The organism is Serpentinicella sp. ANB-PHB4 (assembly GCF_031432315.1).
GTDB lineage: Bacteria > Bacillota > Clostridia > Peptostreptococcales > Natronincolaceae > Serpentinicella.
This window is the reverse complement of the sequence record NZ_JAVKGO010000009.1, coordinates 53,986-76,230: the sequence shown is the minus strand read 5'-3', so window position 1 is coordinate 76,230 and position 22,245 is coordinate 53,986. Positions and strand designations below refer to the sequence as shown.

At 34.8% G+C, this 22,245-nt stretch carries 40 protein-coding genes; all 40 read left to right on the top strand.

Annotated elements, in window-relative coordinates; translation table 11 throughout:
* On the top strand, positions 1 to 595 hold a 595-nt coding region (locus RH915_RS08615), incomplete at its 5' end, for an EF-Tu/IF-2/RF-3 family GTPase (RefSeq protein ID WP_310479340.1).
* Positions 596 to 934: 339 nt separating this feature from the next.
* Positions 935 to 1,249, top strand: coding sequence for a 30S ribosomal protein S10 (rpsJ, locus tag RH915_RS08610; protein WP_310479338.1), 315 nt, complete (start codon positions 935 to 937; stop codon positions 1,247 to 1,249).
* 88 nt (positions 1,250 to 1,337) lie between these two features.
* A complete protein-coding gene (gene rplC, locus RH915_RS08605; protein ID WP_310479335.1) occupies positions 1,338 to 1,970 on the top strand; it encodes a 50S ribosomal protein L3 in 633 nt (210 codons plus the stop codon).
* Between the two features lie 27 nt (positions 1,971 to 1,997).
* Positions 1,998 to 2,621: a 50S ribosomal protein L4 gene (gene rplD / locus RH915_RS08600; protein WP_310479333.1), complete on the top strand. Its 624-nt coding sequence runs from the start codon at positions 1,998 to 2,000 to the stop codon at positions 2,619 to 2,621.
* Positions 2,621 to 2,911: a 50S ribosomal protein L23 gene (gene rplW / locus RH915_RS08595; protein ID WP_310479332.1), complete on the top strand. Its 291-nt coding sequence runs from the start codon at positions 2,621 to 2,623 to the stop codon at positions 2,909 to 2,911. The genes rplD and rplW overlap by 1 nt, the downstream gene beginning before the upstream one ends.
* A gap of 33 nt (positions 2,912 to 2,944) precedes the next feature.
* Positions 2,945 to 3,775 carry a 50S ribosomal protein L2 gene (gene rplB, locus RH915_RS08590; RefSeq protein WP_310479331.1) on the top strand — a complete coding sequence of 277 codons (831 nt, stop codon included), beginning with the start codon at positions 2,945 to 2,947 and terminating at the stop codon, positions 3,773 to 3,775.
* 47 nt (positions 3,776 to 3,822) lie between these two features.
* Positions 3,823 to 4,104: a 30S ribosomal protein S19 gene (rpsS, locus tag RH915_RS08585; protein ID WP_310479330.1), complete on the top strand. Its 282-nt coding sequence runs from the start codon at positions 3,823 to 3,825 to the stop codon at positions 4,102 to 4,104.
* Between the two features lie 29 nt (positions 4,105 to 4,133).
* Entirely contained in the window at positions 4,134 to 4,466 is a 333-nt protein-coding gene (rplV, locus tag RH915_RS08580) for a 50S ribosomal protein L22 (RefSeq protein WP_310479329.1), read from the top strand.
* 16 nt (positions 4,467 to 4,482) lie between these two features.
* Positions 4,483 to 5,154: a 30S ribosomal protein S3 gene (gene rpsC, locus RH915_RS08575; RefSeq protein ID WP_310479328.1), complete on the top strand. Its 672-nt coding sequence runs from the start codon at positions 4,483 to 4,485 to the stop codon at positions 5,152 to 5,154.
* A gap of 27 nt (positions 5,155 to 5,181) precedes the next feature.
* A complete protein-coding gene (gene rplP, locus RH915_RS08570; RefSeq protein ID WP_310479327.1) occupies positions 5,182 to 5,625 on the top strand; it encodes a 50S ribosomal protein L16 in 444 nt (147 codons plus the stop codon).
* On the top strand, positions 5,615 to 5,818 hold the full coding sequence (rpmC, locus tag RH915_RS08565; RefSeq protein ID WP_310479326.1) for a 50S ribosomal protein L29: 204 nt from the start codon (positions 5,615 to 5,617) through the stop codon (positions 5,816 to 5,818). Before rplP ends, rpmC begins: the two co-directional genes overlap by 11 nt.
* A gap of 31 nt (positions 5,819 to 5,849) precedes the next feature.
* Positions 5,850 to 6,104 carry a 30S ribosomal protein S17 gene (rpsQ, locus tag RH915_RS08560; RefSeq protein WP_310479324.1) on the top strand — a complete coding sequence of 85 codons (255 nt, stop codon included), beginning with the start codon at positions 5,850 to 5,852 and terminating at the stop codon, positions 6,102 to 6,104.
* Positions 6,105 to 6,131: 27 nt separating this feature from the next.
* Entirely contained in the window at positions 6,132 to 6,500 is a 369-nt protein-coding gene (rplN, locus tag RH915_RS08555) for a 50S ribosomal protein L14 (protein ID WP_310479322.1), read from the top strand.
* Positions 6,501 to 6,519: 19 nt separating this feature from the next.
* A complete protein-coding gene (gene rplX, locus RH915_RS08550; protein WP_310479320.1) occupies positions 6,520 to 6,831 on the top strand; it encodes a 50S ribosomal protein L24 in 312 nt (103 codons plus the stop codon).
* A gap of 27 nt (positions 6,832 to 6,858) precedes the next feature.
* Positions 6,859 to 7,398 (top strand): 50S ribosomal protein L5, encoded by a 540-nt coding sequence (gene rplE / locus RH915_RS08545; protein WP_310479319.1) that lies wholly within the window; start codon positions 6,859 to 6,861, stop codon positions 7,396 to 7,398.
* 15 nt (positions 7,399 to 7,413) lie between these two features.
* Complete coding sequence (locus RH915_RS08540) at positions 7,414 to 7,599, top strand: type Z 30S ribosomal protein S14 (RefSeq protein ID WP_310479317.1); 186 nt, start codon at positions 7,414 to 7,416, stop codon at positions 7,597 to 7,599.
* Between the two features lie 21 nt (positions 7,600 to 7,620).
* A complete protein-coding gene (gene rpsH, locus RH915_RS08535) occupies positions 7,621 to 8,019 on the top strand; it encodes a 30S ribosomal protein S8 (RefSeq protein ID WP_310479316.1) in 399 nt (132 codons plus the stop codon).
* Positions 8,020 to 8,047: 28 nt separating this feature from the next.
* Entirely contained in the window at positions 8,048 to 8,587 is a 540-nt protein-coding gene (gene rplF / locus RH915_RS08530) for a 50S ribosomal protein L6 (RefSeq protein WP_310479314.1), read from the top strand.
* Positions 8,588 to 8,605: 18 nt separating this feature from the next.
* On the top strand, positions 8,606 to 8,974 hold the full coding sequence (gene rplR / locus RH915_RS08525) for a 50S ribosomal protein L18 (RefSeq protein ID WP_310479313.1): 369 nt from the start codon (positions 8,606 to 8,608) through the stop codon (positions 8,972 to 8,974).
* Between the two features lie 16 nt (positions 8,975 to 8,990).
* Entirely contained in the window at positions 8,991 to 9,497 is a 507-nt protein-coding gene (rpsE, locus tag RH915_RS08520) for a 30S ribosomal protein S5 (RefSeq protein ID WP_442985502.1), read from the top strand.
* 13 nt (positions 9,498 to 9,510) lie between these two features.
* On the top strand, positions 9,511 to 9,690 hold the full coding sequence (rpmD, locus tag RH915_RS08515; protein ID WP_310479310.1) for a 50S ribosomal protein L30: 180 nt from the start codon (positions 9,511 to 9,513) through the stop codon (positions 9,688 to 9,690).
* Between the two features lie 17 nt (positions 9,691 to 9,707).
* A complete protein-coding gene (gene rplO, locus RH915_RS08510; protein ID WP_310479308.1) occupies positions 9,708 to 10,151 on the top strand; it encodes a 50S ribosomal protein L15 in 444 nt (147 codons plus the stop codon).
* On the top strand, positions 10,152 to 11,426 hold the full coding sequence (secY, locus tag RH915_RS08505) for a preprotein translocase subunit SecY (RefSeq protein WP_310479306.1): 1,275 nt from the start codon (positions 10,152 to 10,154) through the stop codon (positions 11,424 to 11,426).
* 58 nt (positions 11,427 to 11,484) lie between these two features.
* Complete coding sequence (locus RH915_RS08500; protein WP_310479304.1) at positions 11,485 to 12,132, top strand: adenylate kinase; 648 nt, start codon at positions 11,485 to 11,487, stop codon at positions 12,130 to 12,132.
* Between the two features lies 1 nt (position 12,133).
* On the top strand, positions 12,134 to 12,880 hold the full coding sequence (gene map, locus RH915_RS08495) for a type I methionyl aminopeptidase (RefSeq protein WP_310479302.1): 747 nt from the start codon (positions 12,134 to 12,136) through the stop codon (positions 12,878 to 12,880).
* 21 nt (positions 12,881 to 12,901) lie between these two features.
* Positions 12,902 to 13,225, top strand: coding sequence for an RNA-binding protein (locus RH915_RS08490; protein WP_310479301.1), 324 nt, complete (start codon positions 12,902 to 12,904; stop codon positions 13,223 to 13,225).
* Complete coding sequence (infA, locus tag RH915_RS08485; protein WP_310479300.1) at positions 13,207 to 13,425, top strand: translation initiation factor IF-1; 219 nt, start codon at positions 13,207 to 13,209, stop codon at positions 13,423 to 13,425. Before RH915_RS08490 ends, infA begins: the two co-directional genes overlap by 19 nt.
* Before the next feature lie 16 nt (positions 13,426 to 13,441).
* Positions 13,442 to 13,555 (top strand): 50S ribosomal protein L36, encoded by a 114-nt coding sequence (gene rpmJ, locus RH915_RS08480; RefSeq protein WP_008516283.1) that lies wholly within the window; start codon positions 13,442 to 13,444, stop codon positions 13,553 to 13,555.
* 170 nt (positions 13,556 to 13,725) lie between these two features.
* Positions 13,726 to 14,094, top strand: coding sequence for a 30S ribosomal protein S13 (gene rpsM / locus RH915_RS08475; protein WP_310479298.1), 369 nt, complete (start codon positions 13,726 to 13,728; stop codon positions 14,092 to 14,094).
* Positions 14,095 to 14,116: 22 nt separating this feature from the next.
* On the top strand, positions 14,117 to 14,515 hold the full coding sequence (gene rpsK / locus RH915_RS08470) for a 30S ribosomal protein S11 (RefSeq protein WP_310479297.1): 399 nt from the start codon (positions 14,117 to 14,119) through the stop codon (positions 14,513 to 14,515).
* Positions 14,516 to 14,541: 26 nt separating this feature from the next.
* On the top strand, positions 14,542 to 15,165 hold the full coding sequence (gene rpsD, locus RH915_RS08465; protein WP_310479296.1) for a 30S ribosomal protein S4: 624 nt from the start codon (positions 14,542 to 14,544) through the stop codon (positions 15,163 to 15,165).
* Positions 15,166 to 15,283: 118 nt separating this feature from the next.
* Complete coding sequence (locus RH915_RS08460) at positions 15,284 to 16,231, top strand: DNA-directed RNA polymerase subunit alpha (protein ID WP_310479295.1); 948 nt, start codon at positions 15,284 to 15,286, stop codon at positions 16,229 to 16,231.
* 22 nt (positions 16,232 to 16,253) lie between these two features.
* A complete protein-coding gene (gene rplQ / locus RH915_RS08455; protein ID WP_310479294.1) occupies positions 16,254 to 16,595 on the top strand; it encodes a 50S ribosomal protein L17 in 342 nt (113 codons plus the stop codon).
* A gap of 122 nt (positions 16,596 to 16,717) precedes the next feature.
* On the top strand, positions 16,718 to 17,554 hold the full coding sequence (locus tag RH915_RS08450) for an energy-coupling factor transporter ATPase (RefSeq protein ID WP_310479293.1): 837 nt from the start codon (positions 16,718 to 16,720) through the stop codon (positions 17,552 to 17,554).
* The gene (locus RH915_RS08445) at positions 17,539 to 18,402 is read left to right on the top strand and encodes an energy-coupling factor transporter ATPase (RefSeq protein WP_310479292.1); all 864 of its coding nucleotides are present in this window, start codon (positions 17,539 to 17,541) and stop codon (positions 18,400 to 18,402) included. Before RH915_RS08450 ends, RH915_RS08445 begins: the two co-directional genes overlap by 16 nt.
* Positions 18,395 to 19,192: an energy-coupling factor transporter transmembrane component T family protein gene (locus tag RH915_RS08440; protein ID WP_310479291.1), complete on the top strand. Its 798-nt coding sequence runs from the start codon at positions 18,395 to 18,397 to the stop codon at positions 19,190 to 19,192. The genes RH915_RS08445 and RH915_RS08440 overlap by 8 nt, the downstream gene beginning before the upstream one ends.
* A 28-nt stretch (positions 19,193 to 19,220) precedes the next feature.
* Entirely contained in the window at positions 19,221 to 19,955 is a 735-nt protein-coding gene (truA, locus tag RH915_RS08435; RefSeq protein WP_310479290.1) for a tRNA pseudouridine(38-40) synthase TruA, read from the top strand.
* Positions 19,956 to 20,087: 132 nt separating this feature from the next.
* Entirely contained in the window at positions 20,088 to 20,516 is a 429-nt protein-coding gene (rplM, locus tag RH915_RS08430; protein ID WP_310479287.1) for a 50S ribosomal protein L13, read from the top strand.
* A gap of 27 nt (positions 20,517 to 20,543) precedes the next feature.
* Complete coding sequence (gene rpsI / locus RH915_RS08425) at positions 20,544 to 20,936, top strand: 30S ribosomal protein S9 (protein ID WP_310479285.1); 393 nt, start codon at positions 20,544 to 20,546, stop codon at positions 20,934 to 20,936.
* 564 nt (positions 20,937 to 21,500) lie between these two features.
* Complete coding sequence (gene cwlD / locus RH915_RS08420) at positions 21,501 to 22,241, top strand: N-acetylmuramoyl-L-alanine amidase CwlD (RefSeq protein ID WP_310479284.1); 741 nt, start codon at positions 21,501 to 21,503, stop codon at positions 22,239 to 22,241.
* The last annotated feature ends 4 nt before the right edge of the window (positions 22,242 to 22,245 follow it).

Genomic DNA, 22,245 nt, shown 5'->3' with positions numbered 1-22,245 from the left:
CAACCATGGTCCTCTAAAACCTGGAACAGGGGTTAATAAAGAACTTCCCTCAGTAGGGGATATCCACATTACAGGTAGAGGAACAGTTGCAACAGGAAGAGTAGAAAGAGGAATCGTAAAAGTACAAGACGAAATAGAGCTAGTAGGACTATCAGAAGCTCCAAGAAAGCTAGTAGTAACAGGAGTAGAAATGTTTAGAAAACTATTAGATCAAGCAGAAGCTGGAGATAACGTAGGAATCCTATTAAGAGGGGTACAAAGAAACGAAATTGAAAGAGGACAAGTACTTTCAAAGCCAGGAACAATAAACCCACATACAAAAGTAATGGCAGAAGTATACGTACTTAAAAAAGAAGAGGGTGGAAGACATACACCATTCTTTGACGGATACAGACCACAATTTTACTTTAGAACAACAGACGTTACAGGATCAATTAAATTACCAGAAGGAATGGAAATGGTAATGCCAGGAGATAATGTAACAATGGAGATCGAACTTATTAGTCCTATCGCAATAGAAGAAGGATTAAGATTTGCGATCCGTGAAGGTGGAAGAACAGTTGGAGCAGGAGTAGTTGCTTCTATTGTTGAATAATCAACTAACTTAATTAAGAATATCTAATTTAGAAGAAGAGTTTGCTCTTCTTCTAAATTGCATTGTAGGGTAATGAATTAATTTATTTTTTTTAAAAAAACAAATTAATTTCCCCTTGTAATTTTGTGCTAGGTATTATAAAATGTATTAGTGTGTTAAAACATGGCGATGAAGCGAAAGGTTGCTCATTAAGGGAATTTTCGTGGAGAATGTCTTGATCAATGAATCTGGCGACGAGATTTCGCAAAACTGTTTCAAAAAAGTCAACACACCCGGAGCAGTGTTCGAGATCAAAGTTGCACGTAAAAAAAAGCCACGTGCGATAAAGGAGGTAATTAAATGGCAGCAAACAAGCAAAAAATTAGAATCAGATTAAAAGCTTATGATCACAATCTATTAGATCAATCAGCAGAAAAGATTGTAGAAACAGCTAAAAGAAGTGGTGCGGAAGTATCAGGACCAGTACCGCTACCGACTGAAAAAGAAACAATTACAATTTTAAGAGCTGTACACAAGTACAAAGATTCTAGAGAGCAATTTGAAATGAGAACACATAAAAGGCTAATTGATATTTTAAGTCCAGCACCAAAGACTGTTGACTCATTAATGAGATTAGACCTGCCAGCAGGCGTAGATATTGAAATTAAACTTTAAGAAAAACAAGAGATGGTGTTAAATAAATATCCTTCTCTTAGTATGATTGCAAAAGCAATCCGCTGTAAGACAAATAGGAGGTGTCGATATGAAAGGTATAGTTGGTAAAAAAATAGGAATGACTCAAGTTTTCAACCAAGATGGTACAGTTGTGCCGGTTACAGTTGTTGAAGTAGAACCAAATGTGGTTACACAAGTGAAAACTGTTGAAAAAGATGGTTATAACGCAGTACAAATTGGATATGCGACAATTAGAGAGAAACTTGTGAACAAGCCTAAAAAAGGACATTTTGAAAAAGCTGGTGTTACTCCAAAAAGAAAAGTTAAAGAATTTAGAGTAGGAAGTGTTGAAGACTTTTCTATTGGGCAAGAATTATCAGTAGATATTTTTCAAGAAGGAACTAAAGTTGATGTAACAGGTATAACAAAAGGAAAAGGATTCCAAGGTGTTATTAAAAGACACGGACAATCAAGAGGACCTATGTCACATGGTTCTAGATATCATAGAAGACCTGGTTCAATGGGTGCATCTGCTTATCCAGGAAAAGTATTTAAAGGTAAGAAGTTACCAGGACAAATGGGAACAGTACAAGTTACAATACAAAACCTTGAAGTTGTAAAGGTTGATGCAGAGAAAAACGTAGTTTTAGTAAAAGGTGCAGTTCCAGGGCCAAAGCGCGGAGTTATAACAATAAAACAAGCAAAAAAACAAGCTAATTAGTTTGCTTTTTAGAAAGGAGGAAACAGAATGCCTAAGTTAGCTGTATACAACGTATCCGGACAACAAGTAAGCGAAATGGAATTACAAGAAAATGTATTCGGAATTGAAGTGAATCAACACGTACTATACGAAGCTGTAAAGAACCAACTTGCAAATAGGAGACAAGGAACACAGTCTGCAAAAACAAGATCTGAGGTAAGAGGTGGCGGAAGAAAGCCATGGAAACAAAAAGGAACAGGAAGAGCCCGTCATGGTACAATTAGATCGCCGTTATGGGTAGGTGGTGGAGTTACATTTGCACCAAAACCAAGAGATTATAGCTATACACTACCTAAAAAAGTTAAGAGACTTGCAATGAAGTCAGCTTTAACATCAAAAGTTAATGCGAATGAAATGGTAGTAGTGGATGAATTATCTTTAGAAGCTCCAAAAACTAAAGAAATGGTTGCAATCCTTAAAAACTTAAATGCAGATAAAAAAGCACTGATCGTTATAGATGAAAAAAATGAAGCTGTTTTAAGATCAGCAAAAAATATACCAGGTGTACAAACTGCATTTGTTAATACGCTAAATGTTTATGATATTTTAAATCACGATAAATTTATCATTACGAAAGATGCAGTTCAAAAAGTGGAGGAGGTGTACGCGTAATGACAAATCCACATGATGTTATTATTAGACCATTAGTTTCAGAGCAAAGTATGAACCATATGGCTGAGAAAAAATACACATTTGTTGTTAATAAAAACTCAAATAAAATAGAAATCAAAAAAGCTGTTGAGACAATATTTGATGTAAAAGTTGATAAAGTAAACACACAAAATATGGTCGGAAAAATTAAAAGAATGGGTAAACATAGCGGAAAAAGACCTGATTGGAAAAAAGCGATCGTTAAATTAACCGCTGATAGTAAGGAAATTGAATTCTTTGAAGGTATGTAATACGTTCTAATTAATTGAAGGAGGGGAAAGGCAATGGCTGTTAAAAAGTTTAGGCCAACTTCACCCGGTGTTAGGTCCAAAACAGTATTATCCTTTGACGAAATTACAAAGGTAGAACCAGAGAAATCTCTGTTAGTTTCTTTAAATAAAACTGGTGGTCGTAACGTACACGGGAAAATAACTGTACGCCATAGAGGTGGTGGACAAAAAAGAAAATATAGAATTATAGATTTTAAAAGAAACAAAGATCAAGTGCCTGCGAAAGTGGCATCGATTGAATATGATCCAAACAGATCTGCAAACATTGCATTACTACACTACGCAGACGGAGAAAAAAGATATATTATAGCACCTGTTGGATTGAAAGTAGGAAGCACTATTGAATCTGGCCCAGAGGCAGACATTAAAGTAGGAAACGCACTTCCACTTCAAAACATTCCTGTTGGAACAGTTGTTCATAACATCGAAATGAAGCCAGGAAAAGGTGGACAAATAGCAAGGTCAGCTGGTAACTCAGCACAATTAATGGCGAAAGAAGGAAAATATGCACTATTAAGATTACCTTCTGGTGAAATCAGATACATTAATATAAATTGTAAAGCTACCGTCGGTCAAGTTGGAAATATCGAACATGAACTTGTGACAATTGGTAAGGCGGGAAGAAAGAGACATATGGGTGTAAGACCTACAGTAAGAGGTTCTGTTATGAATCCTAACGATCATCCACATGGTGGTGGTGAAGGTAGAGCGCCTATAGGTAGACCAAGTCCAGTTACACCATGGGGTAAACCGACTATAGGTTACAAAACAAGAGATAAGAAAAAAGCTTCAAGTAAGTTTATTGTATCAAGAAGAAAGAAATAGTATAGCATCATAAGATTCCTTGAAATCTTTTGAAGGGAGGATTTAAAATGGGTAGATCAACTAAAAAGGGACCTTTTGTACACAAAGGGTTAATAAATAAAGTTATTGAAATGAACGAAAAAGACGAAAAGAAGGTAATCAAAACTTGGTCAAGAGCATCTACTATATTCCCAGATATGATCGGGCATACTATTGCTGTTCATGACGGTAGAAAACACATTCCGGTTTATGTAACTGAAGACATGGTTGGACATAAATTAGGAGAATTTGCTCCAACGAGAACATTTAAAGGTCATGTAGATGACGACAAAACAAGTAAAAGAAGATAATGCGGTTCATTAAGAAAGGAGGTTGACTAATGGAAGCAAAAGCATTAGCGAGTCATGTAAGAATTGCGCCAAGAAAAGCTCAACAAGTTGTAGACCTAATCAGAGGGAAACAAGTTGATGAAGCCTTAGCGATATTAAAATATGTTCCTAGAGGAGCGGCACCTGTTGTAGAAAAGCTAGTAAAGTCTGCAATTGCAAATGCTGAGAACAACCACAATATGAATAGAGATCAACTATATGTTGAGGAAGCATATGCAAACCAAGGTCCAACGATGAAAAGATTTAGACCTAGAGCTATGGGAAGAGCTACGACAATTAGAAAAAGAACGAGTCACATAGGAGTAGTATTAAGAGAAAAATAGACGAGGAGGGTAATATATGGGTCAAAAGGTAAGCCCACACGGGTTAAGAGTTGGAGTCATCAAAGATTGGGACGCTAAATGGTACGCCAACAAAAAAGATTTTTCAAACTTACTAGTAGAAGATTACAAAATCCGTGAGTATTTGAAAAAGAAACTATTTACCTCTGGAATTTCAAAAGTTGAGATCGAGAGAGCTGCTAACAATAGAGTAAAAGTAAATGTTCACACTGCTAAACCAGGTATGGTAATAGGAAAAGGTGGTCAAGGTGTAGAAGAAGTAAGAAAAGAATTAGAAAAAATGACAAAAAAGAATGTTGTTGTTAATGTTGTAGAGGTTAAAAGACCTGAAACATCAGCACAATTAGTATCAGAAAGTATAGCTTTTGCATTAGAAAGAAGAGTATCATTTAGAAGAGCCATGAAACAAGCAATGCAAAGAGCACTTAGAGCTGGAGCAAAAGGTATAAAAGTTTCAACATCTGGAAGATTAGGCGGAGCTGAGATGGCGCGTACTGAAGGATATAACGAAGGAAATGTACCACTGCATACTTTAAGAGCAGATATTGATTATGGTTTTGCTGAAGCAGATACAACTTATGGAAAACTAGGCGTAAAAGTTTGGATTTATAAAGGTGAAGTATTACCTACAAAAGCAAATAACAACGATAAAAAAGAACGAAAAGCGTAATGTCCCTTACAGGAAGGAGGAAAATTTATGTTAATGCCTAAAAGAGTGAAACGTCGTAGAGTTCATAGAGGCAGAATGACTGGCCAAGCAACAAAAGGAAACAAAGTAACATATGGTGAATACGGAATCCAAGCTCTTGAACCTTCTTGGATTACTTCAAATCAAATTGAGGCTGCACGTATTGCAATGACCAGATCGATAAAAAGAGGGGGAAAAGTATGGATTAAAATATTCCCTCATAAACCAGTAACTAAAAAACCAGCAGAAACACGTATGGGTGCTGGTAAAGGTTCACCGGAATACTGGGTAGCTGTAGTAAAACCAGGAAGAATTATGTTTGAAATTGCAGGTGTTTCTGAAGAAAAAGCGAGAGAAGCACTAAGACTTGCGATGCACAAATTACCAATCAAGTGTAAGTTTGTATCAAGAGAAGATACTGATGTTAAGGGTGGTGAAGCTGATGAAAGCTAATATTTTAAGAGATATGAGTGATGTAGAATTAACTCAAAAGTTATCTGACTTAAAGGGTGAATTATTCAATTTGCGCTTCCAATTAGCAACTGGCCAGCTTGAAAACCCTCTAAGAATAAGAAATGTGCGAAGAGATATAGCACGAGTTAAAACGCTTATCAGAGAACGCGAATTAAAGCAAGAGAACGCTTAATATAATCAAAATGTGAAGGGAGGCTTACACTATGGAAAGAGGACTAAGAAAGACAAGAGTCGGCCGAATCGTGAGCGATAAAATGGATAAAACTGTAGTTGTTTCAGTAGAAGACTTTGTTCGTCATCCACTGTATGGAAAAGCTGTAAAAAGAACAAAGAAGTTAAAAGCTCATGATGAATTAAATGAGTGTAAGATTGGCGATAAAGTAAGAATTATGGAAACAAGACCATTATCGAAAGATAAGAGATGGAGACTTGTTAAGATTGTAGAAAAAGCGAAATAAGCCTTATTATTGAAAGGAGGTACTACAATGATACAACAAGAGTCACGTTTAAAAGTTGCTGATAACTCAGGAGCAAAAGAATTGCTTTGCATTAGAGTATTAGGCGGAACCAAAAGAAAGTACGCAAGAGTTGGAGATATAATCGTTTGTTCTGTTAAAAGCGCAACACCAGGCGGTGTTGTAAAAAAAGGTCAGGTAGTTAAAGCGGTTGTTGTAAGAACAACTTCAACTACTAGACGTAAAGATGGAACGTACATTAGATTTGATGAAAATGCAGCAGTTATTGTAAAAGATGATAAACAACCAGCTGGTACTCGTATTTTTGGACCAGTAACAAGAGAGTTAAGAGATAGAGAGTTTATGAAGATTGTTTCACTTGCTCCAGAAGTATTGTAGAGAAGAGGAGGTGCCGTAAATGCGTATAAAAAAAGAAGATACTGTAGTAGTTATTGCAGGTAAAGATAAAGGAAAAAAAGGCAAAGTTCTTCAAGTATTCCCAAAGAAGAACAAAGTTGTTGTTGAGGGCGTAAATATTGTTACAAAACATCAAAAGCCAAATAACCAAACGCAACAAGGTGGAATCGTTAAGTTCGAAGCACCAATTGATGCATCAAATGTGATGTACTTTGATAAAAAGGCGGATCAAGGTGTAAGAGTAGGATTTAAGATTCTAGAAAATGGAGAAAAAGTTCGTGTGAGTAAAAAGACTCAAGAGGTATTGGACTAATACTGTGGAAGGGAGGTCAGTGAATTAATGACTAGATTAAAAGAGTTATACACAAAAGAGATTGTTCCAGCTTTAATGGAAAAGTTCGGATATAAAAACGTTATGGAAGTTCCAAAATTAGAGAAGATTATTGTAAACATGGGTATCGGCGATGCAAAAGATAACGCTAAAGGCCTTGAAATTGCAGTAAAGGAATTAGGTACTATCACTGGTCAAAAGCCTCTAACAACTAGAGCTAAAAAATCTGTTTCTAACTTTAAAGTTAGAGAGGGAATGCCAGTTGGAGCTAAAGTTACACTTAGAGGAAAAATCATGTATGAGTTCGGTGATAAATTAATAAATATCGCACTGCCAAGGGTAAGAGATTTCCGAGGCGTAAGCAATAAATCCTTTGATGGAAGAGGAAACTACGCTCTAGGGATTAAGGAACAATTAATCTTCCCTGAAATTGAATATGATAAAGTTGAAAAAGTTCGAGGCATGGACATTATTTTTGTTACATCAGCTAATACTGATGAAGAATCAAGAGAACTATTGAAGCTAATGGGAATGCCATTTATAAAATAGAGGAGGGTATATTTAGTGGCGAAAACTTCTTTAAAAGTTAAGCAATCAAAAAAACAAAAGTATGCTACACAAGAGTACTCAAGATGTAAAATATGCGGAAGACCACATGGATACCTAAGAAAATTTGGAATATGCCGTATATGTTTTAGAAATTTAGCCTATAAAGGTCAAATACCAGGCGTTAAAAAAGCAAGCTGGTAGATACGGAAGGAGGTAAGAGCTATGACAATGACAGATCCGATAGCAGATATGCTGACTCGTATTAGAAATGCAAGTGCAGTAAAACATGAGACAGTGGATATTCCTGCTTCAAATATTAAAAGAGAAATTGCAAATATTCTTCTTACTGAAGGGTTTGTAAAAGGATATGATGTAATCGATGACGCGAAACAAGGTATCATCCGAGTACAACTAAAGTACGGAAAAAACAATGAAAAAGTTATTACAGGTATTAAAAGGATCTCTAAACCTGGTTTGAGAGTTTATGCAAAAAGAGATGAAATACCAAAAGTATTAGGCGGATTAGGGATAGCAATAATTTCAACTTCTAAAGGTATTATTACAGATAAGATTGCTAGAAAAGAAGGCGTCGGTGGAGAAGTTGTTGCTTATATCTGGTAATAATAGTCATGAATAAGGAGGTGTAACAATGTCAAGAATTGGTTTAAATCCAATTGATATACCACAAGGTGTTGATATAAATGTTGATGATAAAAATCTTGTAACAGTAAAAGGACCAAAAGGGACTTTAAGTGAAAAAATCAGTGCTGACCTTAAAGTTGTTATAGAAGATAGTACAGTTACTGTAGAAAGACCTACTAATAACAAAAAACACAAGTCTTTACATGGACTATCAAGATCCTTAGTTGCTAACATGGTTGAAGGTGTTACTAAGGGATATGAAAAAAAATTACAATTAGTTGGTGTTGGATACAAGGCTAATAAACAAGGGAAAAAACTTGTATTAAACTTAGGTTTTTCTCATCCTATTGAGCTAGTAGAACCTGAAGGTTTAACAATCGAAGTGCCTTCACAAACTGAAATTGTAGTTAAAGGAATTAATAAACAAGAAGTAGGGAACTACGCAGCTAAAATTAGAGAGTATAGAAAACCAGAGCCATACAAAGGTAAAGGTGTAAAATACGTAGGTGAAGTTATAAGAAGAAAAGAAGGTAAAACTGGTAAGTAATAGAAAGGAGTGATCTAGGTGCTTAAAAAGGTAAGTAAAAACCTTACAAGACAAAAAAGACACAGAAGAGTTCGTGGAAAAATCTCTGGTACTCCAAGTTCTCCAAGACTTAATGTGTATAGAAGTTTAAATAATATTTATGCACAAATAATTGATGATGTTGCAGGAAAAACATTAGTAGCTGCATCATCCTTAGATAAAGCTATTCAAGAACAAGTTAAATCAACTGGAAATAAAGAAGCAGCTCAACTAGTAGGAAAACTAGTTGCTGAAAAAGCATTAGAACAAGGTATAAAGACGGTAACTTTTGATCGTGGAGGATATATATATCATGGTAGAGTAAAAGCTTTAGCGGATGGAGCTAGAGAAGCCGGATTAAATTTCTAAGAAAGAAGGAGGGTACTTGATGCATAAGCGTATTGATGCTAGCCAACTTGATGTAAAAGAACAAGTTGTTACGATAAGACGTGTAACTAAAGTTGTAAAAGGCGGTAGAAACTTCAGGTTTGCAACTCTTGTTGTAGTTGGAGACGAGAACGGACATGTAGGAATTGGTACTGGTAAGGCAATGGAAATACCAGATGCTATTAAGAAAGGCATTCAAGCTGCGAAGAAGAATATGATATCAGTTCCGATGGTTGGCACAACAGTTCCACACCAAGTAATTGGACATTTTGGAGCTGGAAATGTTTTAATCATGCCTGCTAAGGAAGGTACAGGAATTATTGCAGGTGGTCCTGTTCGTGCGGTACTAGAATTAGCTGGATTAAAAGATGTTAGAGCAAAATCTTTAGGGTCAAATAACTCTAGAAATATGGTTAATGCAACAATTGATGGATTAAGTCAATTGAAAAGAGCTGAAGATGTTGCAAAACTAAGAGGAAAGTCTGTTGAAGATCTCTTGGGTTAAGGAGGGGAACAGAATGACAAACTTAAATATAAAATTAGTAAGAAGTTTAATAGGTACATTACCAAAGCAAAGAAAGACTGTCGAAGCTTTAGGTTTAAAAAAGATAAATCAAATGGTTGAGAAACCTGACAATGCTCAAACTCGAGGAATGATTGAGATAGTTAAGCATTTAGTTGAAGTAACAGAAGCATAAATAAAGGAGGTGTAAACATGAAATTACATGAACTTAAACCTGCTAAGGGAGCCGTAAAAGAGACAAAAAGAAAAGGCCGTGGTACAGCTACTGGGCTTGGAAAATCAGCTGGTCGTGGTGGAGATGGACAAAAATCAAGATCAGGTGGCGGTGTAAGAATCGGTTTTGAGGGTGGTCAAATGCCTCTTATCAGAAGATTACCAAAACGCGGTTTTACAAATCCTTTTAAAAAGCAGTATACACTTGTTAATGTAGAAGTATTGAATAAATTTGATAACGGGACAGAAATCACTGCAGAATACCTTAAAGAAGCTGGCACAATTAAGAAAATTGAGAAAGATGGACTTAAAATATTAGGCGATGGAAGTTTAGACAAAAACCTAATAGTGAAAGCCAACAAATTTACAAAATCTGCTGCAGAAAAAATCGAAGCTGCAGGAGGAAAGGTCGAGGTGATTTAGGTGTTATCTACCCTAAAGAATGCTTGGAAAATTCCCGAATTAAGGACTAAAATTAAGTATACTTTTCTGCTACTAGTGGTCTTTCGATTAGGTGCGATGGTTCCAGCGCCAGGTATAGATATAGAAATAGTTAGAAGCATTGTTGAAGAAGCAGGACTTCTAGCTATGTTTGATATGTTTTCCGGGGGCGCATTTGGTAATATGACAATATTTGCTCTAAGTATCACACCATATATTACAGCAAGTATTATTATGAACCTTCTAACTGTAGCGATACCTAAACTTGAAGAACTAGCAAAAGAAGGCGAAGAAGGAAGAAAGAAAATTTCTCAGTACACGAGATATGCAACAGTTATATTAGCACTAATTCAAGCAACAGGTATTAGTGTAGGGCTATTCCGTGGTGCTTTGGAACGTCCAGGAGCATTTAACGTGATTGTTTTAATTATGACGTTAACAGCAGGTACAGCATTCTTAATGTGGTTAGGTGAACAAATCACGGAAAAAGGAATAGGTAATGGAATATCCCTTATTATTTTTGCAGGTATTATTGCAGGAATACCTAATGGTGCAATTAATACATTTAGGTTAATTAGAACTGGAGAAATAGGTGTATTTAACATTCTTATTTTCTTAGCAATCGTATTGGCTATAGTAATGGGCGTTGTTGCAATACAAGAAGGTACAAGAAAAATACCAGTACAATATGCTAAACGAGTTGTAGGAAGAAAAATGTATGGTGGTCAAAGTACGCACATACCATTAAAGGTTAATCAGTCAGGTGTTATACCAGTTATATTTGCAATGTCTGTCATGGCATTACCTCAAACATTGACTTTGTTTTTAGGTAATGAAAGCGGTTTTGGAAGATTTGTTGCAACATGGTTCTCGCCTAACGGAACGCCAGGAATTTTTATATATTCCATACTTAGTGCAATTTTAATCATATTCTTTACTTACTTCTATACAGCGATTACCTTTAATCCTGTTGAAGTTGCGTCTAATATGAAAAAGTATGGTGGTTTTATCCCAGGGATTAGACCAGGAAAGCCGACAACAGAGTATCTAACTAAAGTATTAAACAGAATAACTTTAGCGGGTGCTGTATTTCTTGCTACTATTACCATTCTACCAATGATTATATTAAACTTTACTAATATACCGATAGCATTAGGTGGAACTGCAATTCTAATTGTTGTAGGTGTGGCATTAGAAACTATGAAGCAAGTAGAATCACAAATGCTTATGAGACATTATCAAGGATTCTTAAAATAAAATTAAAAGTACATGGGGATTTTCCCCCGTGTATATAAAATTACCGGGAGTTGGTAACGTGAGAACAATTTTATTAGGACCCCCAGGTGCAGGCAAAGGAACACAAGCTGAGACTATAGTACGAGAATTCAATATCCCACATATTTCTACTGGAGATATGTTTCGTTATAACCTTAAGCAAGGGACGGAATTAGGTGTTAAAGCCAAGGAATACATGAATAAAGGCTTGTTAGTTCCAGATGAGCTAGTGGTTGCTATGGTTGAAGATCGTTTAAAAAATGAAGACTGTGCAAATGGATTTCTCTTAGATGGATTTCCAAGAACTGTAATCCAAGCTGAAGCTTTAGATGTAGTTCTAAGTAAAATTGGTGTTCATTTAAATAAAGTTGTAAACATTGAAGTTAATCCTGAGCTACTTGTAAAGAGAGCAGTGGGAAGACGAATATGTAAAGAGTGTGGTGCAACATTTCACGTAGACTTTAATCCATCTTCAAAAGGTAGCGAATGCGAAAAATGCTCTGGAAGCTTATATCAACGTGACGACGACACAGAAGAAACCGTATCTAAAAGAATACAAGTTTATACTAGTGAGACTCAACCACTAATAGACTACTACGATAAAAAAGGCATTCTTGCAGTTGTTGATGGAGATCAGCCAATCAATATAGTTTCGGAAACAATTATAAAAGTCTTAAAGGAAGATTAAAATGATTTACTTAAAGTCTCGTCAAGAAATAGAACTAATGAGAGAAGCGGGAAGAATTGTTGCAGAAACCCATGACCTATTAAAACAATCAATTCAACCAGGGATAACAACATTAGAACTTGATAAAACAGCAGAGGCCTATATAAGGAAAAGGGGAGGAACACCTGCCTTTAAAGGCTACCATGGTTTTCCTGCAAGTATTTGTGCCTCAGTAAACCATGAGGTAGTTCACGGTATACCCGGATTAAAAAAACTTCAAGATGGCGATATTATAAGTATCGATATTGGTGTTTGCTATAAAGGCTACTATGGTGATGCTGCAAAGACACACCCAGTAGGAAATATAAGCAAGGAAGCTAAAGATCTTATAAACGTAACTAAACAAAGTTTTTATGAAGGGATAGCGTTTGCTAAAGAAGGTTATCGATTGTCAGATATTTCCCATGGTATTCAAAGCCATGTAGAAACAAATGGTTTCTCTGTTGTGAGAAACTACGTAGGTCATGGTATAGGCATGAATATGCATGAGGAACCACAAATACCTAACTATGGTCCTCCAGGAAAAGGCCCTAGAATAAAGCCAAATATGGTATTTGCAATAGAACCGATGATTAATATAGGGACATATGAAGTAAAGGTTTTATCTGATGGATGGACGGTCGTTACATTAGATGGTGCCTACTCTGCACACTATGAGCATACGGTTGCAATTACAGATGGCGAGCCCGAAATCTTAACCGTGTTATAATTATATAAATGAGGTGGCATTGTGGATCAAGGGGATATTTATATAGGCCAAGTTGTACGGTCGACTATGGGAAGAGACAAAGGAAAACATTTTATTGTTTTTAAAATAGAAGATGAAGACCATGTTTTGGTAGTCGATGGGTTTATAAGAAGAGTCGAAAAACCAAAAAAGAAGAAAAAAAAGCATCTTAAAAGACTTAATTTAATGTCTGAAGAAATATCTAAATCTGTTACGAATGCTTTGAAAATCAATAATGCTTTTATAAGGAAAGAACTTGAACGGCTTGGTTTTCAACCAAAAGCCAAGAATGGAGGTTCGATGAGTGAATGTCTAAACAAGATGTAATTGAAGTAGAGGGAACTGTAGTGGAAGCTCTACCAAATGCGATGTTTAAAGTTCAACTTGAAAATGGCCATGAAATATTAGGTCATATATCAGGTAAATTAAGAATGAATTTTATAAGAATACTACCAGGAGATAAAGTAACAGTAGAGTTATCTCCATATGATTTAACCCGTGGTAGAATAACGTGGAGAAAGAAGTAGTCAAGGAGGGTTGACAATGAAAGTAAGACCGTCAGTTAAACCGATATGTGAAAAATGTAAGATTATCAAACGAAAAGGTAAAGTTATGGTAATCTGTGAAAATCCAAAACACAAACAAAAACAAGGATGATATAGCTTTATTTTAGGTTTTGTAGTATAATACCTAACTGGGAACCATAGTTTCTAAGTACGGCTGCATCAGCGTGGAATAACACTGATTACTTAGGACTAATTTATATATAATTTACAACTACGTCATAAAAGAATAAAACTAATATTTGAATTAGGAGGTGTCATTTAATGGCCAGAATCGCTGGTATTGATTTGCCAAGAGACAAACGTGTCGAAATTGGGTTAACGTATATATTTGGTATAGGAAGAAATACTTCAAACAATATTCTAGTCAAGGCTGGAATTAATCCTGATACAAGAGTAAAGGATTTAACTGAAGAAGAAATCAATGCATTAAGAAAAATCATTGATACTGATTACCAAGTTGAAGGAGATTTAAGAAGAGAAGTTTCCCTTAACATTAAAAGACTTAAAGAGATCAGATGTTATAGAGGACTTAGACATGTAAAAGGACTACCTGTAAGGGGACAAAAGTCTAAGACGAATGCTAGAACAAGAAAAGGTCCAAAAAGGTTAGTAGCTCGTAAGAAAAAATAGTAGAAGTAAGGAGGGTTAGTGAATGGCTAAGGCTGTAAAAAGAAAGACAACACGTAAAAAACGAGAACGTAAAAATATTGAGCGTGGTCAAGCGCATATTCAATCAACTTTTAATAACTCCATTGTTACATTGACTGATATGCAAGGAAATACAATTGCATGGTCTAGCTCCGGTCAGCTAGGATTCAAAGGGTCAAGAAAGTCTACTCCATTTGCAGCACAAATGTGTGCTGAAGCTGCTGGAAAAGTAGCTATGGAGCATGGACTTAGAACAGTTGAAGTTTTTGTTAAAGGACCTGGAGCTGGTAGAGAGGCTGCTATTAGAGCGTTACAAGCTACTGGATTAGAGGTTACGCTAATTAAGGATGTAACACCAGTACCTCACAACGGTTGTAGACCACCAAAACGTAGAAGAGTTTAATGATCAAGGATTAGGAGGTGTAAAAGATGGCAAGATATAAAGACGCGGTATGTAGATTATGCCGTAGAGAAGGACTAAAACTTTATTTAAAAGGCGAAAGATGCTATACAGATAAATGTGCAGTAACTAAAAGAAACTATGCGCCAGGACAGCACGGTACAAATAGAAAGAAACTTTCTAACTACGGAATGCAGTTAAGAGAAAAACAAAAAGCGAAAAGATTTTATGGAGTTCTTGAATCTCAATTTAGAAAATACTTTGAAATAGCTGATAAACAAGCAGGTATTACTGGTGATAACTTATTAAGAATACTTGAATCTAGACTAGATAATGTAGTTTATAGATTAGGATTTGCGTCATCAAGACCAGAAGCAAGACAGTTAGTTGTTCACGGACACTTCACAGTAAATGGTAAAAAGGTAGACATTCCATCATACTTAGTAAGTGTTGGAGACGTAATAGCTGTTAGTGAGAAATCAAAAGCTTCTAACAAATTTAAAGAATTATCTGAAGCAGCTAAAGGTACTGTACCACAGTGGGTGTCTTCTGATTCAGAGAAGCTAGAAGGAAAAGTAGTTTCATTAGCAACTAGAGAAGACATCGATCTACCAATCGCAGAAAATCTAATTATAGAGTTATACTCAAAATAGTCAAAGCAAACAATCCAAAATCTTGTTTAGAATTTTGGGCTTACTGCTTGAAGTATGTGTAATAGAATCAGTTGCCCTCAATATAGAAGAGAATAGATTAAAAGGAGGGTTTTAATTAATGTTAGAAATGGAAAAGCCAAAAGTAGAAATTGCTGAAATAAGTGAAGATAACACCTATGGTAGGTTTATAGTTGAACCCCTTGAAAGAGGGTATGGAACAACACTAGGTAACTCTTTAAGAAGGATTATGCTTTCTTCTTTACCAGGTGCTGCTGTAACTTCAGTGAAAATAGAGAACGTATTACATGAGTTCTCTACAGTACCAGGTGTTAAAGAAGATGTTACTGAGATTATACTTAATTTAAAAGGTTTAGCAATTAAACTCCATACAAATGAACCTCAGACGGTAAGGATCGAAGTAGAAGGTGAAGGCAAAGTAACAGCAGGTGATATTATAACAAATCCTGATGTTGAAATCCTAAATCCAGAATTGCATATAGCAACGCTTGATGCAAGTGGAAAATTAGAGATGGATATACATGTTTCTAAAGGTAGGGGTTATACACCTTCAGAAAATAACAAAACTCCAGGAATGCCTATTGCTGTCGTACCTGTTGATTCTATATTTACTCCTGTAAGAAAGGTTAGTTACTCAGTAGAGAACACAAGAGTCGGTCAAGTAACAGATTATGATAAACTGAACATTGAAGTCTTTACTGATGGAAGTATTAAGCCTGAAGAAGCAATTTCCTTAGCTGCAAAAATTATGAATGAACATCTCAACTTATTTATTACATTAACAGATCATGTTAATGATGTTGAAATAATGGTTCAAAAAGAAGAAGATACAAAGGAAAAAGTGATGGAGATGACTATAGAAGAACTTGATCTGTCTGTTCGATCTTATAACTGCTTAAAAAGAGCAGGGATAAACACTGTTCAAGAGCTATCAACAAAAGCAGAAGAAGATATGATGAAGGTGCGTAATCTTGGTAAAAAGTCGCTTGAGGAAGTACAAAAGAAGTTGGATGAATTAGGGCTTAACTTAAAATCTTCGGATGAGTAATAAGCAGTAAGGAGGGATAGATATGGCTGTGCAAAGAAAGCTTGGACGTGTAACTGCACATAGAAATCTTATGTTAAGAAACTTAGTTACAAGTCTTATTCAAAATGGTCGAATTCAAACTACAGAAGCAAAAGCGAAAGAAACAAAAAAAGTTGCAGAAAAAATGATCACTCTTGCTAAAAGAGGAGATCTACATGCGAAAAGACAAGTATTATCATATATGACTGATGAAACTGTTGTGAAAAACCTATTTGATGAAATAGCACCAAAGTATGCTGAAAGAAATGGTGGATACACTCGTATTATGAAAATAGGGCCTAGAAAAGGCGACGCTACAGAAATGGTTATTATTGAATTAGTATAACAAGTAGAGGGATTAAGGGTTTTAACACTTAGTCCCTGTTTTTATAGCATAAAATATATTTATGTTATAAAAACAGGGCATAATTGTACCTCCTATTGCTAATTGAGAAGAAGGGTGACAGAATGAATAAAATTATCAAGTTTAAAGATTTAACTTATAAATACACAGATAACGATGAAAGCTCAACAGCATTAAATTCAATTTCTAAAGAAATTAATCAAGGTGAGTTTGTTGTTATAATTGGACATAATGGTTCAGGAAAGTCTACATTAGCTAAGCTATTAAATGCATTGTTATTACCTACATCTGGAGATGTGTATATTATGGGAAACAATACAAAGAATAGTCAATTATTATGGGAAATAAGAGAGACCGCTGGTATGGTGTTTCAAAACCCAGATAATCAGATAGTTGCTACTGTAGTCGAAGAAGATGTGGCTTTCGGTCCAGAAAATTTAGGGATAGAATCCAATGAGATAAAAATAAGAGTAGAAGAAGCTTTAAATACCGTGGGGATGCTAGAGTTTAGAAACAAAGCACCGCACATGCTCTCAGGTGGACAAAAACAAAGGGTTGCAATAGCTGGGGTAATAGCAATGAGACCTAGTTGTATTATATTTGATGAGCCTACTGCAATGCTTGACCCAGCAGGAAGAAAAGAGGTAATGGATACTATTAGAAAACTTAACAAAGATGAAAACATTACAATTATACACATAACACATTTTATGGAAGAAGCAGTTGACGCGGACCGCATTATTGTTATGGAAGAGGGACAAGTTATATTAGAAGGGCTTCCACGTGAGGTGTTTTCCAAGGTGAAAGCGTTAAAGTCCATTGGGTTAGATGTACCCCAAGTAACAGAGTTAGCGCATGAATTGATAGAAGCAGGTGTCAACTTGCCTGAGGATATATTAACTGTTGATGAGATGGTGATGCATTTATGTCAATTAAATTAGAAAACCTAACACATATTTATAACCCTAAATCTCCATATGAATCAAAGGCACTAGATAATTTGAATCTTGAAATAAAATCTGGTGAATTTGTAGGACTCATTGGGCATACTGGTTCAGGAAAATCAACGCTTATACAGCATTTAAATGGCTTATTATATCCTACATCAGGAAAGGTATTTATAAAAGGCAAGGATACTTCTGACAAGGAGATAAAGTTGTCTGAAGTACGTAAAAAAGTAGGATTAGTATTTCAATACCCTGAGTATCAATTGTTTGAAGAAACAGTATTTAAGGATATTGCATATGGTCCTTTAAAACAAGGCTTAAGAGAAGAAGAAATAAACAAACGTGTGATAGAATCAATGAGCCAGGTTAATTTAGATTATGAAGCAATTAAGAATAGATCTCCTTTTGAGTTAAGTGGTGGACAAAAACGTCGGGTAGCAATAGCGGGAATATTAGCGATGAAACCTGAAATATTAATACTTGATGAACCAACAGCGGGTTTGGATCCTAAAGGTAGGGATGAAATATTAGAACAAATAAGTCTGCTACATAGAAAATATAATATGACGATTATTCTTGTATCCCATAGTATGGAGGATGTAGCTAAATATGTTGAAAGAATAATTGTTATGCATGCAGGAAAAATAGAGTTAGATGGCACACCAAGAGATATATTTAAAAATTCTAGTAAACTTACATCTATTGGTCTTGGCGTCCCACAAGTATCAGAATTAATGACTAAGCTAAAAAACAATAATAAGCCTGTCAGCAATAATGTACTAACAGTAAAGGAAGCAAAGGACGAGATTTTAAATTGGATAAGGGGAAAAGGACATGCTTAAGGACATTACAATTGGACAATACTATCCCACCGGGTCACTTATTCATAAATTAGATCCTAGAACGAAGCTATTAATTACATTTTCACTTATACTAGGATTGTTTTTAGTAGATCGTTTTGTCAGTTATGGATTTATTATAGGATTTATATTACTCGTGGTTTCTATTTCCAAAATACCACCTAAGTTTCTTATTAAAGGTCTAAAACCTTTAAAATATATAATTCTAATTACTTTTATCATAAATATATTTATGACATCTGGTGAAGTTATATACAGTATTGGTCGCATCAGTATAACTCAACAAGGTTTATATCAAGCTACTTTTATGGCTTTGAGGCTTATATTATTAGTTATGGGTACTTCACTATTAACGTTAACAACAACACCTATACAACTAACAGATGGTATTGAATATTTATTAAAACCATTTAAAAGAATTGGGGTTCCAGCCCATGAACTAGCAATGATGATGACAATAGCCCTTAGATTTATACCTACACTGTTAGAGGAAACTGACAAAATAATGAAGGCCCAGATTGCAAGAGGAGCAGATTTTGAAAGCGGTAACATTATTAGTAGAGCAAAAAGTTTAGTACCTTTACTAGTGCCACTTTTTATAAGTGCTTTTAGAAGAGCAGACGATCTAGCTATGGCTATGGAAGCACGGTGTTACCGTGGTGGTGAAAATCGTACCAGAATGAAAGTTTTAAAAATGGAAACGAAAGATTACACAAGCATTTTAGTGGCAATAATGCTATTAACTATTATTATTTACATTAGAACTGTATAGAGTATGGATTGACAATGGAGTAGATATGATGAGAAATATTATGGTTGAAATTGAATATGATGGGACAAACTATTCGGGATGGCAAATTCAGCAAAATGCCAATACAGTACAAGCCGAAGTATTGAAAGCTATAAAAAAGATTACCAATCAAGAAGTAAAAATGCATGCATCAGGAAGAACAGATGCTGGAGTACATGCCAAAGGGCAAGTGGCCAACTTTTATATGGACTACCCAATACCCGTAGAGGGATTTAAGAAAGTGATCAATAAATTTTTACCAAATGACATTGCTATCCTAAATGTAAAAGAAGTTCCGCTTACATTTCATGCTAGGTATAACGTTGTTAGTAAAAGATATATCTATAAAATTTATAATAACACTACTAGAAGTCCACTGATGTTTAACTATAGCTACCACGTATCCCCCAAAATCAATATTGACATTATAAAAGAAGGTACAAGGATTCTAGAAGGAACACATGACTTTAAAAGCTTTGTAACAAGTGGTAGTACTGCAAAAAATACAGTTAGAACCATTTATAATATACAAGTAGAACAAGTAGGAAATATGATTATACTAAGTTTCCATGGTAATGGATTTCTATATAATATGGTCAGGAACATAGTAGGTACTTTAGTAGAAATGAGTATTGGTAAAAAAGATATTAAGCAGCTAGAGAAAATTTTGAATATGAAAGATAGAAAAGCTGCAGGACATAAAGCACCACCCCAAGGTTTATTTTTAGATAAAGTATTTTACTGACTTGACACACGTGGCACATTGTATTAAAATAAATTAGTGTGCGTAAACAATGATCCACAGCCCCGGATCTTGAGCATATAAATGAACGTAAGAACTTTTACAAGATGTAATATTTATCGAGGAGGGAAAATGATGAAGTCATATATGGCAAAGCCAAATGAAGTTGAAAAAAAATGGTATATTGTTGATGCAGAAGGCAAATCATTAGGACGCTTAAGTTCTGAAGTTGCCAAAATATTAAGAGGTAAGCATAAACCAGAATACACACCACATGTAGATTGTGGAGATTTTGTAATTATTTTAAATGCAGAAAAAGTAGCATTAACAGGTAAGAAGTTAGATCAAGAATTCTACACTTATCACACTGGTCATCCAGGTGGATTAAGACAAATCTCATATAGAAGAATGCTTGAAGAAAAACCTGAAATGTTAGTGCAAAATGCTGTTAAAGGTATGTTACCAAAAACAAGACTAGGAAGACAAATGATTAAAAAATTAAATGTATATAGAGGATCAACACATAATCATCAAGCTCAGAAGCCAGAAAATATAGAACTATAAAAGTGAACCTGAAAGGAGGAAAATAATATGGCGAAAGTTGCCTACTATGGAACAGGAAGAAGAAAAAAATCAATTGCAAGAGTTAGATTAGTACCAGGAGATGGGAACATCACAATAAATAAAAGAGATATCGAAGAGTACTTAGACTATGAGACTTTAAGAAGAGAAGTAAAGTTACCACTTACCCTTACAGAAACATTAGGAAAGTTTGATGTTATTGCAACAGTTAACGGTGGAGGATTTACTGGTCAAGCAGGAGCATTAAGACATGGTATTGCAAGAGCTCTAATTAAGTCTGATGAGGCTTTAAGAGCTCCACTTAAAAAAGCTGGTTACCTAACTAGAGATGCTAGAATGAAAGAACGTAAAAAATACGGTCTTAAAGCAGCACGTAGAGCGCCACAATTCTCAAAAAGATAATATGTTGTATATACAAAACTCCCCAAATTATAAGAATTTGGGGAGTTTTATTTTATAAAAATCTATAAAAATGACTAAAAAACATCTACAATTAACATAAATTATTAGATTATATTAAAGTCCTCAAAAGATTATAAAGGAGGATTTTTTCGTTTTTGACTCTTTTTTAATCGCTGAGTGGGTTATATTCTGCTCCATTATTACATGAGGGTCTTTTTTTATATACTAAAATCATTACCCTTAACTTTGAATTTGTAAGTCTACTTAAAGGTTAAGGGCGTAAGGACTGTTAAAATCATTTCTAATTCTATAAGACAGGAATTAAGTACATTCTAAGCAGCAACTTTCTTATTAATACCTCATATACTCCTAAATATTAAGAAAATAAAAGCGCAATTATATAGTTTATTTTTATACTTCTAATATTTGAAATATTAGGGTGTTTTCCCGGGAAATATAAAAAATACTGTCGATAAATAGTTAGTGATTAGTAATTTAATTGTAAACTATAGATAAAACTTTACATATAAATAAGTAAGTATGGAAAAAAATCGGGGTGGTATAATGAAATTTATTGTTGTAGAAAAAAAGTGGATATATTACATTGTGTGTGCCTTGCTTTGTGCCTTGCTTTGTGTTTTCTTGCTATTTCTTGCTATTAATAAGTTAATTTATATAAGATCTGAGCCATCTGAGCCGTGTCTTATGCCTGTTACAACAAAAGTAATTGTTATAGATCCAGGACATGGTGGCGTAGATCCTGGAGCAATAGGTAAAAGCGGGATAAAGGAAAAGAATATAAATTTATCAATTTCACAATATTTAAAAGAGTACCTTGAACAAGATGGCGGAGTTGTAATCATGACCCGAAATGATGATTATGGTTTGTATTCTGAAGGTGGGAGTATTAGACAGAAGAAAAATGAAGATTTAAGAAATAGAAGGGCAGTAGTGACTAATGCTCAACCTGATATATTTGTTACAATTCATTTAAATAGTTTTCCACAAACAAAATACTATGGCGCACAAACTTTTTATCCTAAGGGAAGTACAACAGGAAAAGATTTAGCTGAGAAAATACAAGAAGAGTTAAAAAATGTGTTAGATCAAGGTAACAAGCGAGTTGCACTAGAAAAAGAAGGTGTGTATATAATAAAAGGATTAGATATACCAACAGCACTTGTAGAGTGTGGATTTTTATCTAATCCTAATGAAGAAAAACTGTTAGGAACATCTGAATATCAACAAAAAGTCGCATTTGCAATATATATGGGAATTCAAAAATACTTTGAAAATAACCCATAAGCAT

Coding starts and splice junctions, on each gene's coding strand:
- rpsJ (WP_310479338.1), top strand. CDS start 935: ATGGCAGCAAACAAGCAAAAAATTAGAATCAGATTAAAAGCTTATGAT.
- rplC (WP_310479335.1), top strand. CDS start 1,338: ATGAAAGGTATAGTTGGTAAAAAAATAGGAATGACTCAAGTTTTCAAC.
- rplD (WP_310479333.1), top strand. CDS start 1,998: ATGCCTAAGTTAGCTGTATACAACGTATCCGGACAACAAGTAAGCGAA.
- rplW (WP_310479332.1), top strand. CDS start 2,621: ATGACAAATCCACATGATGTTATTATTAGACCATTAGTTTCAGAGCAA.
- rplB (WP_310479331.1), top strand. CDS start 2,945: ATGGCTGTTAAAAAGTTTAGGCCAACTTCACCCGGTGTTAGGTCCAAA.
- rpsS (WP_310479330.1), top strand. CDS start 3,823: ATGGGTAGATCAACTAAAAAGGGACCTTTTGTACACAAAGGGTTAATA.
- rplV (WP_310479329.1), top strand. CDS start 4,134: ATGGAAGCAAAAGCATTAGCGAGTCATGTAAGAATTGCGCCAAGAAAA.
- rpsC (WP_310479328.1), top strand. CDS start 4,483: ATGGGTCAAAAGGTAAGCCCACACGGGTTAAGAGTTGGAGTCATCAAA.
- rplP (WP_310479327.1), top strand. CDS start 5,182: ATGTTAATGCCTAAAAGAGTGAAACGTCGTAGAGTTCATAGAGGCAGA.
- rpmC (WP_310479326.1), top strand. CDS start 5,615: ATGAAAGCTAATATTTTAAGAGATATGAGTGATGTAGAATTAACTCAA.
- rpsQ (WP_310479324.1), top strand. CDS start 5,850: ATGGAAAGAGGACTAAGAAAGACAAGAGTCGGCCGAATCGTGAGCGAT.
- rplN (WP_310479322.1), top strand. CDS start 6,132: ATGATACAACAAGAGTCACGTTTAAAAGTTGCTGATAACTCAGGAGCA.
- rplX (WP_310479320.1), top strand. CDS start 6,520: ATGCGTATAAAAAAAGAAGATACTGTAGTAGTTATTGCAGGTAAAGAT.
- rplE (WP_310479319.1), top strand. CDS start 6,859: ATGACTAGATTAAAAGAGTTATACACAAAAGAGATTGTTCCAGCTTTA.
- rpsH (WP_310479316.1), top strand. CDS start 7,621: ATGACAATGACAGATCCGATAGCAGATATGCTGACTCGTATTAGAAAT.
- rplF (WP_310479314.1), top strand. CDS start 8,048: ATGTCAAGAATTGGTTTAAATCCAATTGATATACCACAAGGTGTTGAT.
- rpmD (WP_310479310.1), top strand. CDS start 9,511: ATGACAAACTTAAATATAAAATTAGTAAGAAGTTTAATAGGTACATTA.
- rplO (WP_310479308.1), top strand. CDS start 9,708: ATGAAATTACATGAACTTAAACCTGCTAAGGGAGCCGTAAAAGAGACA.
- map (WP_310479302.1), top strand. CDS start 12,134: ATGATTTACTTAAAGTCTCGTCAAGAAATAGAACTAATGAGAGAAGCG.
- infA (WP_310479300.1), top strand. CDS start 13,207: ATGTCTAAACAAGATGTAATTGAAGTAGAGGGAACTGTAGTGGAAGCT.
- rpmJ (WP_008516283.1), top strand. CDS start 13,442: ATGAAAGTAAGACCGTCAGTTAAACCGATATGTGAAAAATGTAAGATT.
- rpsM (WP_310479298.1), top strand. CDS start 13,726: ATGGCCAGAATCGCTGGTATTGATTTGCCAAGAGACAAACGTGTCGAA.
- rpsK (WP_310479297.1), top strand. CDS start 14,117: ATGGCTAAGGCTGTAAAAAGAAAGACAACACGTAAAAAACGAGAACGT.
- rpsD (WP_310479296.1), top strand. CDS start 14,542: ATGGCAAGATATAAAGACGCGGTATGTAGATTATGCCGTAGAGAAGGA.
- RH915_RS08460 (WP_310479295.1), top strand. CDS start 15,284: ATGTTAGAAATGGAAAAGCCAAAAGTAGAAATTGCTGAAATAAGTGAA.
- rplQ (WP_310479294.1), top strand. CDS start 16,254: ATGGCTGTGCAAAGAAAGCTTGGACGTGTAACTGCACATAGAAATCTT.
- RH915_RS08450 (WP_310479293.1), top strand. CDS start 16,718: ATGAATAAAATTATCAAGTTTAAAGATTTAACTTATAAATACACAGAT.
- RH915_RS08445 (WP_310479292.1), top strand. CDS start 17,539: ATGTCAATTAAATTAGAAAACCTAACACATATTTATAACCCTAAATCT.
- RH915_RS08440 (WP_310479291.1), top strand. CDS start 18,395: ATGCTTAAGGACATTACAATTGGACAATACTATCCCACCGGGTCACTT.
- truA (WP_310479290.1), top strand. CDS start 19,221: ATGAGAAATATTATGGTTGAAATTGAATATGATGGGACAAACTATTCG.
- rplM (WP_310479287.1), top strand. CDS start 20,088: ATGAAGTCATATATGGCAAAGCCAAATGAAGTTGAAAAAAAATGGTAT.
- rpsI (WP_310479285.1), top strand. CDS start 20,544: ATGGCGAAAGTTGCCTACTATGGAACAGGAAGAAGAAAAAAATCAATT.
- cwlD (WP_310479284.1), top strand. CDS start 21,501: ATGAAATTTATTGTTGTAGAAAAAAAGTGGATATATTACATTGTGTGT.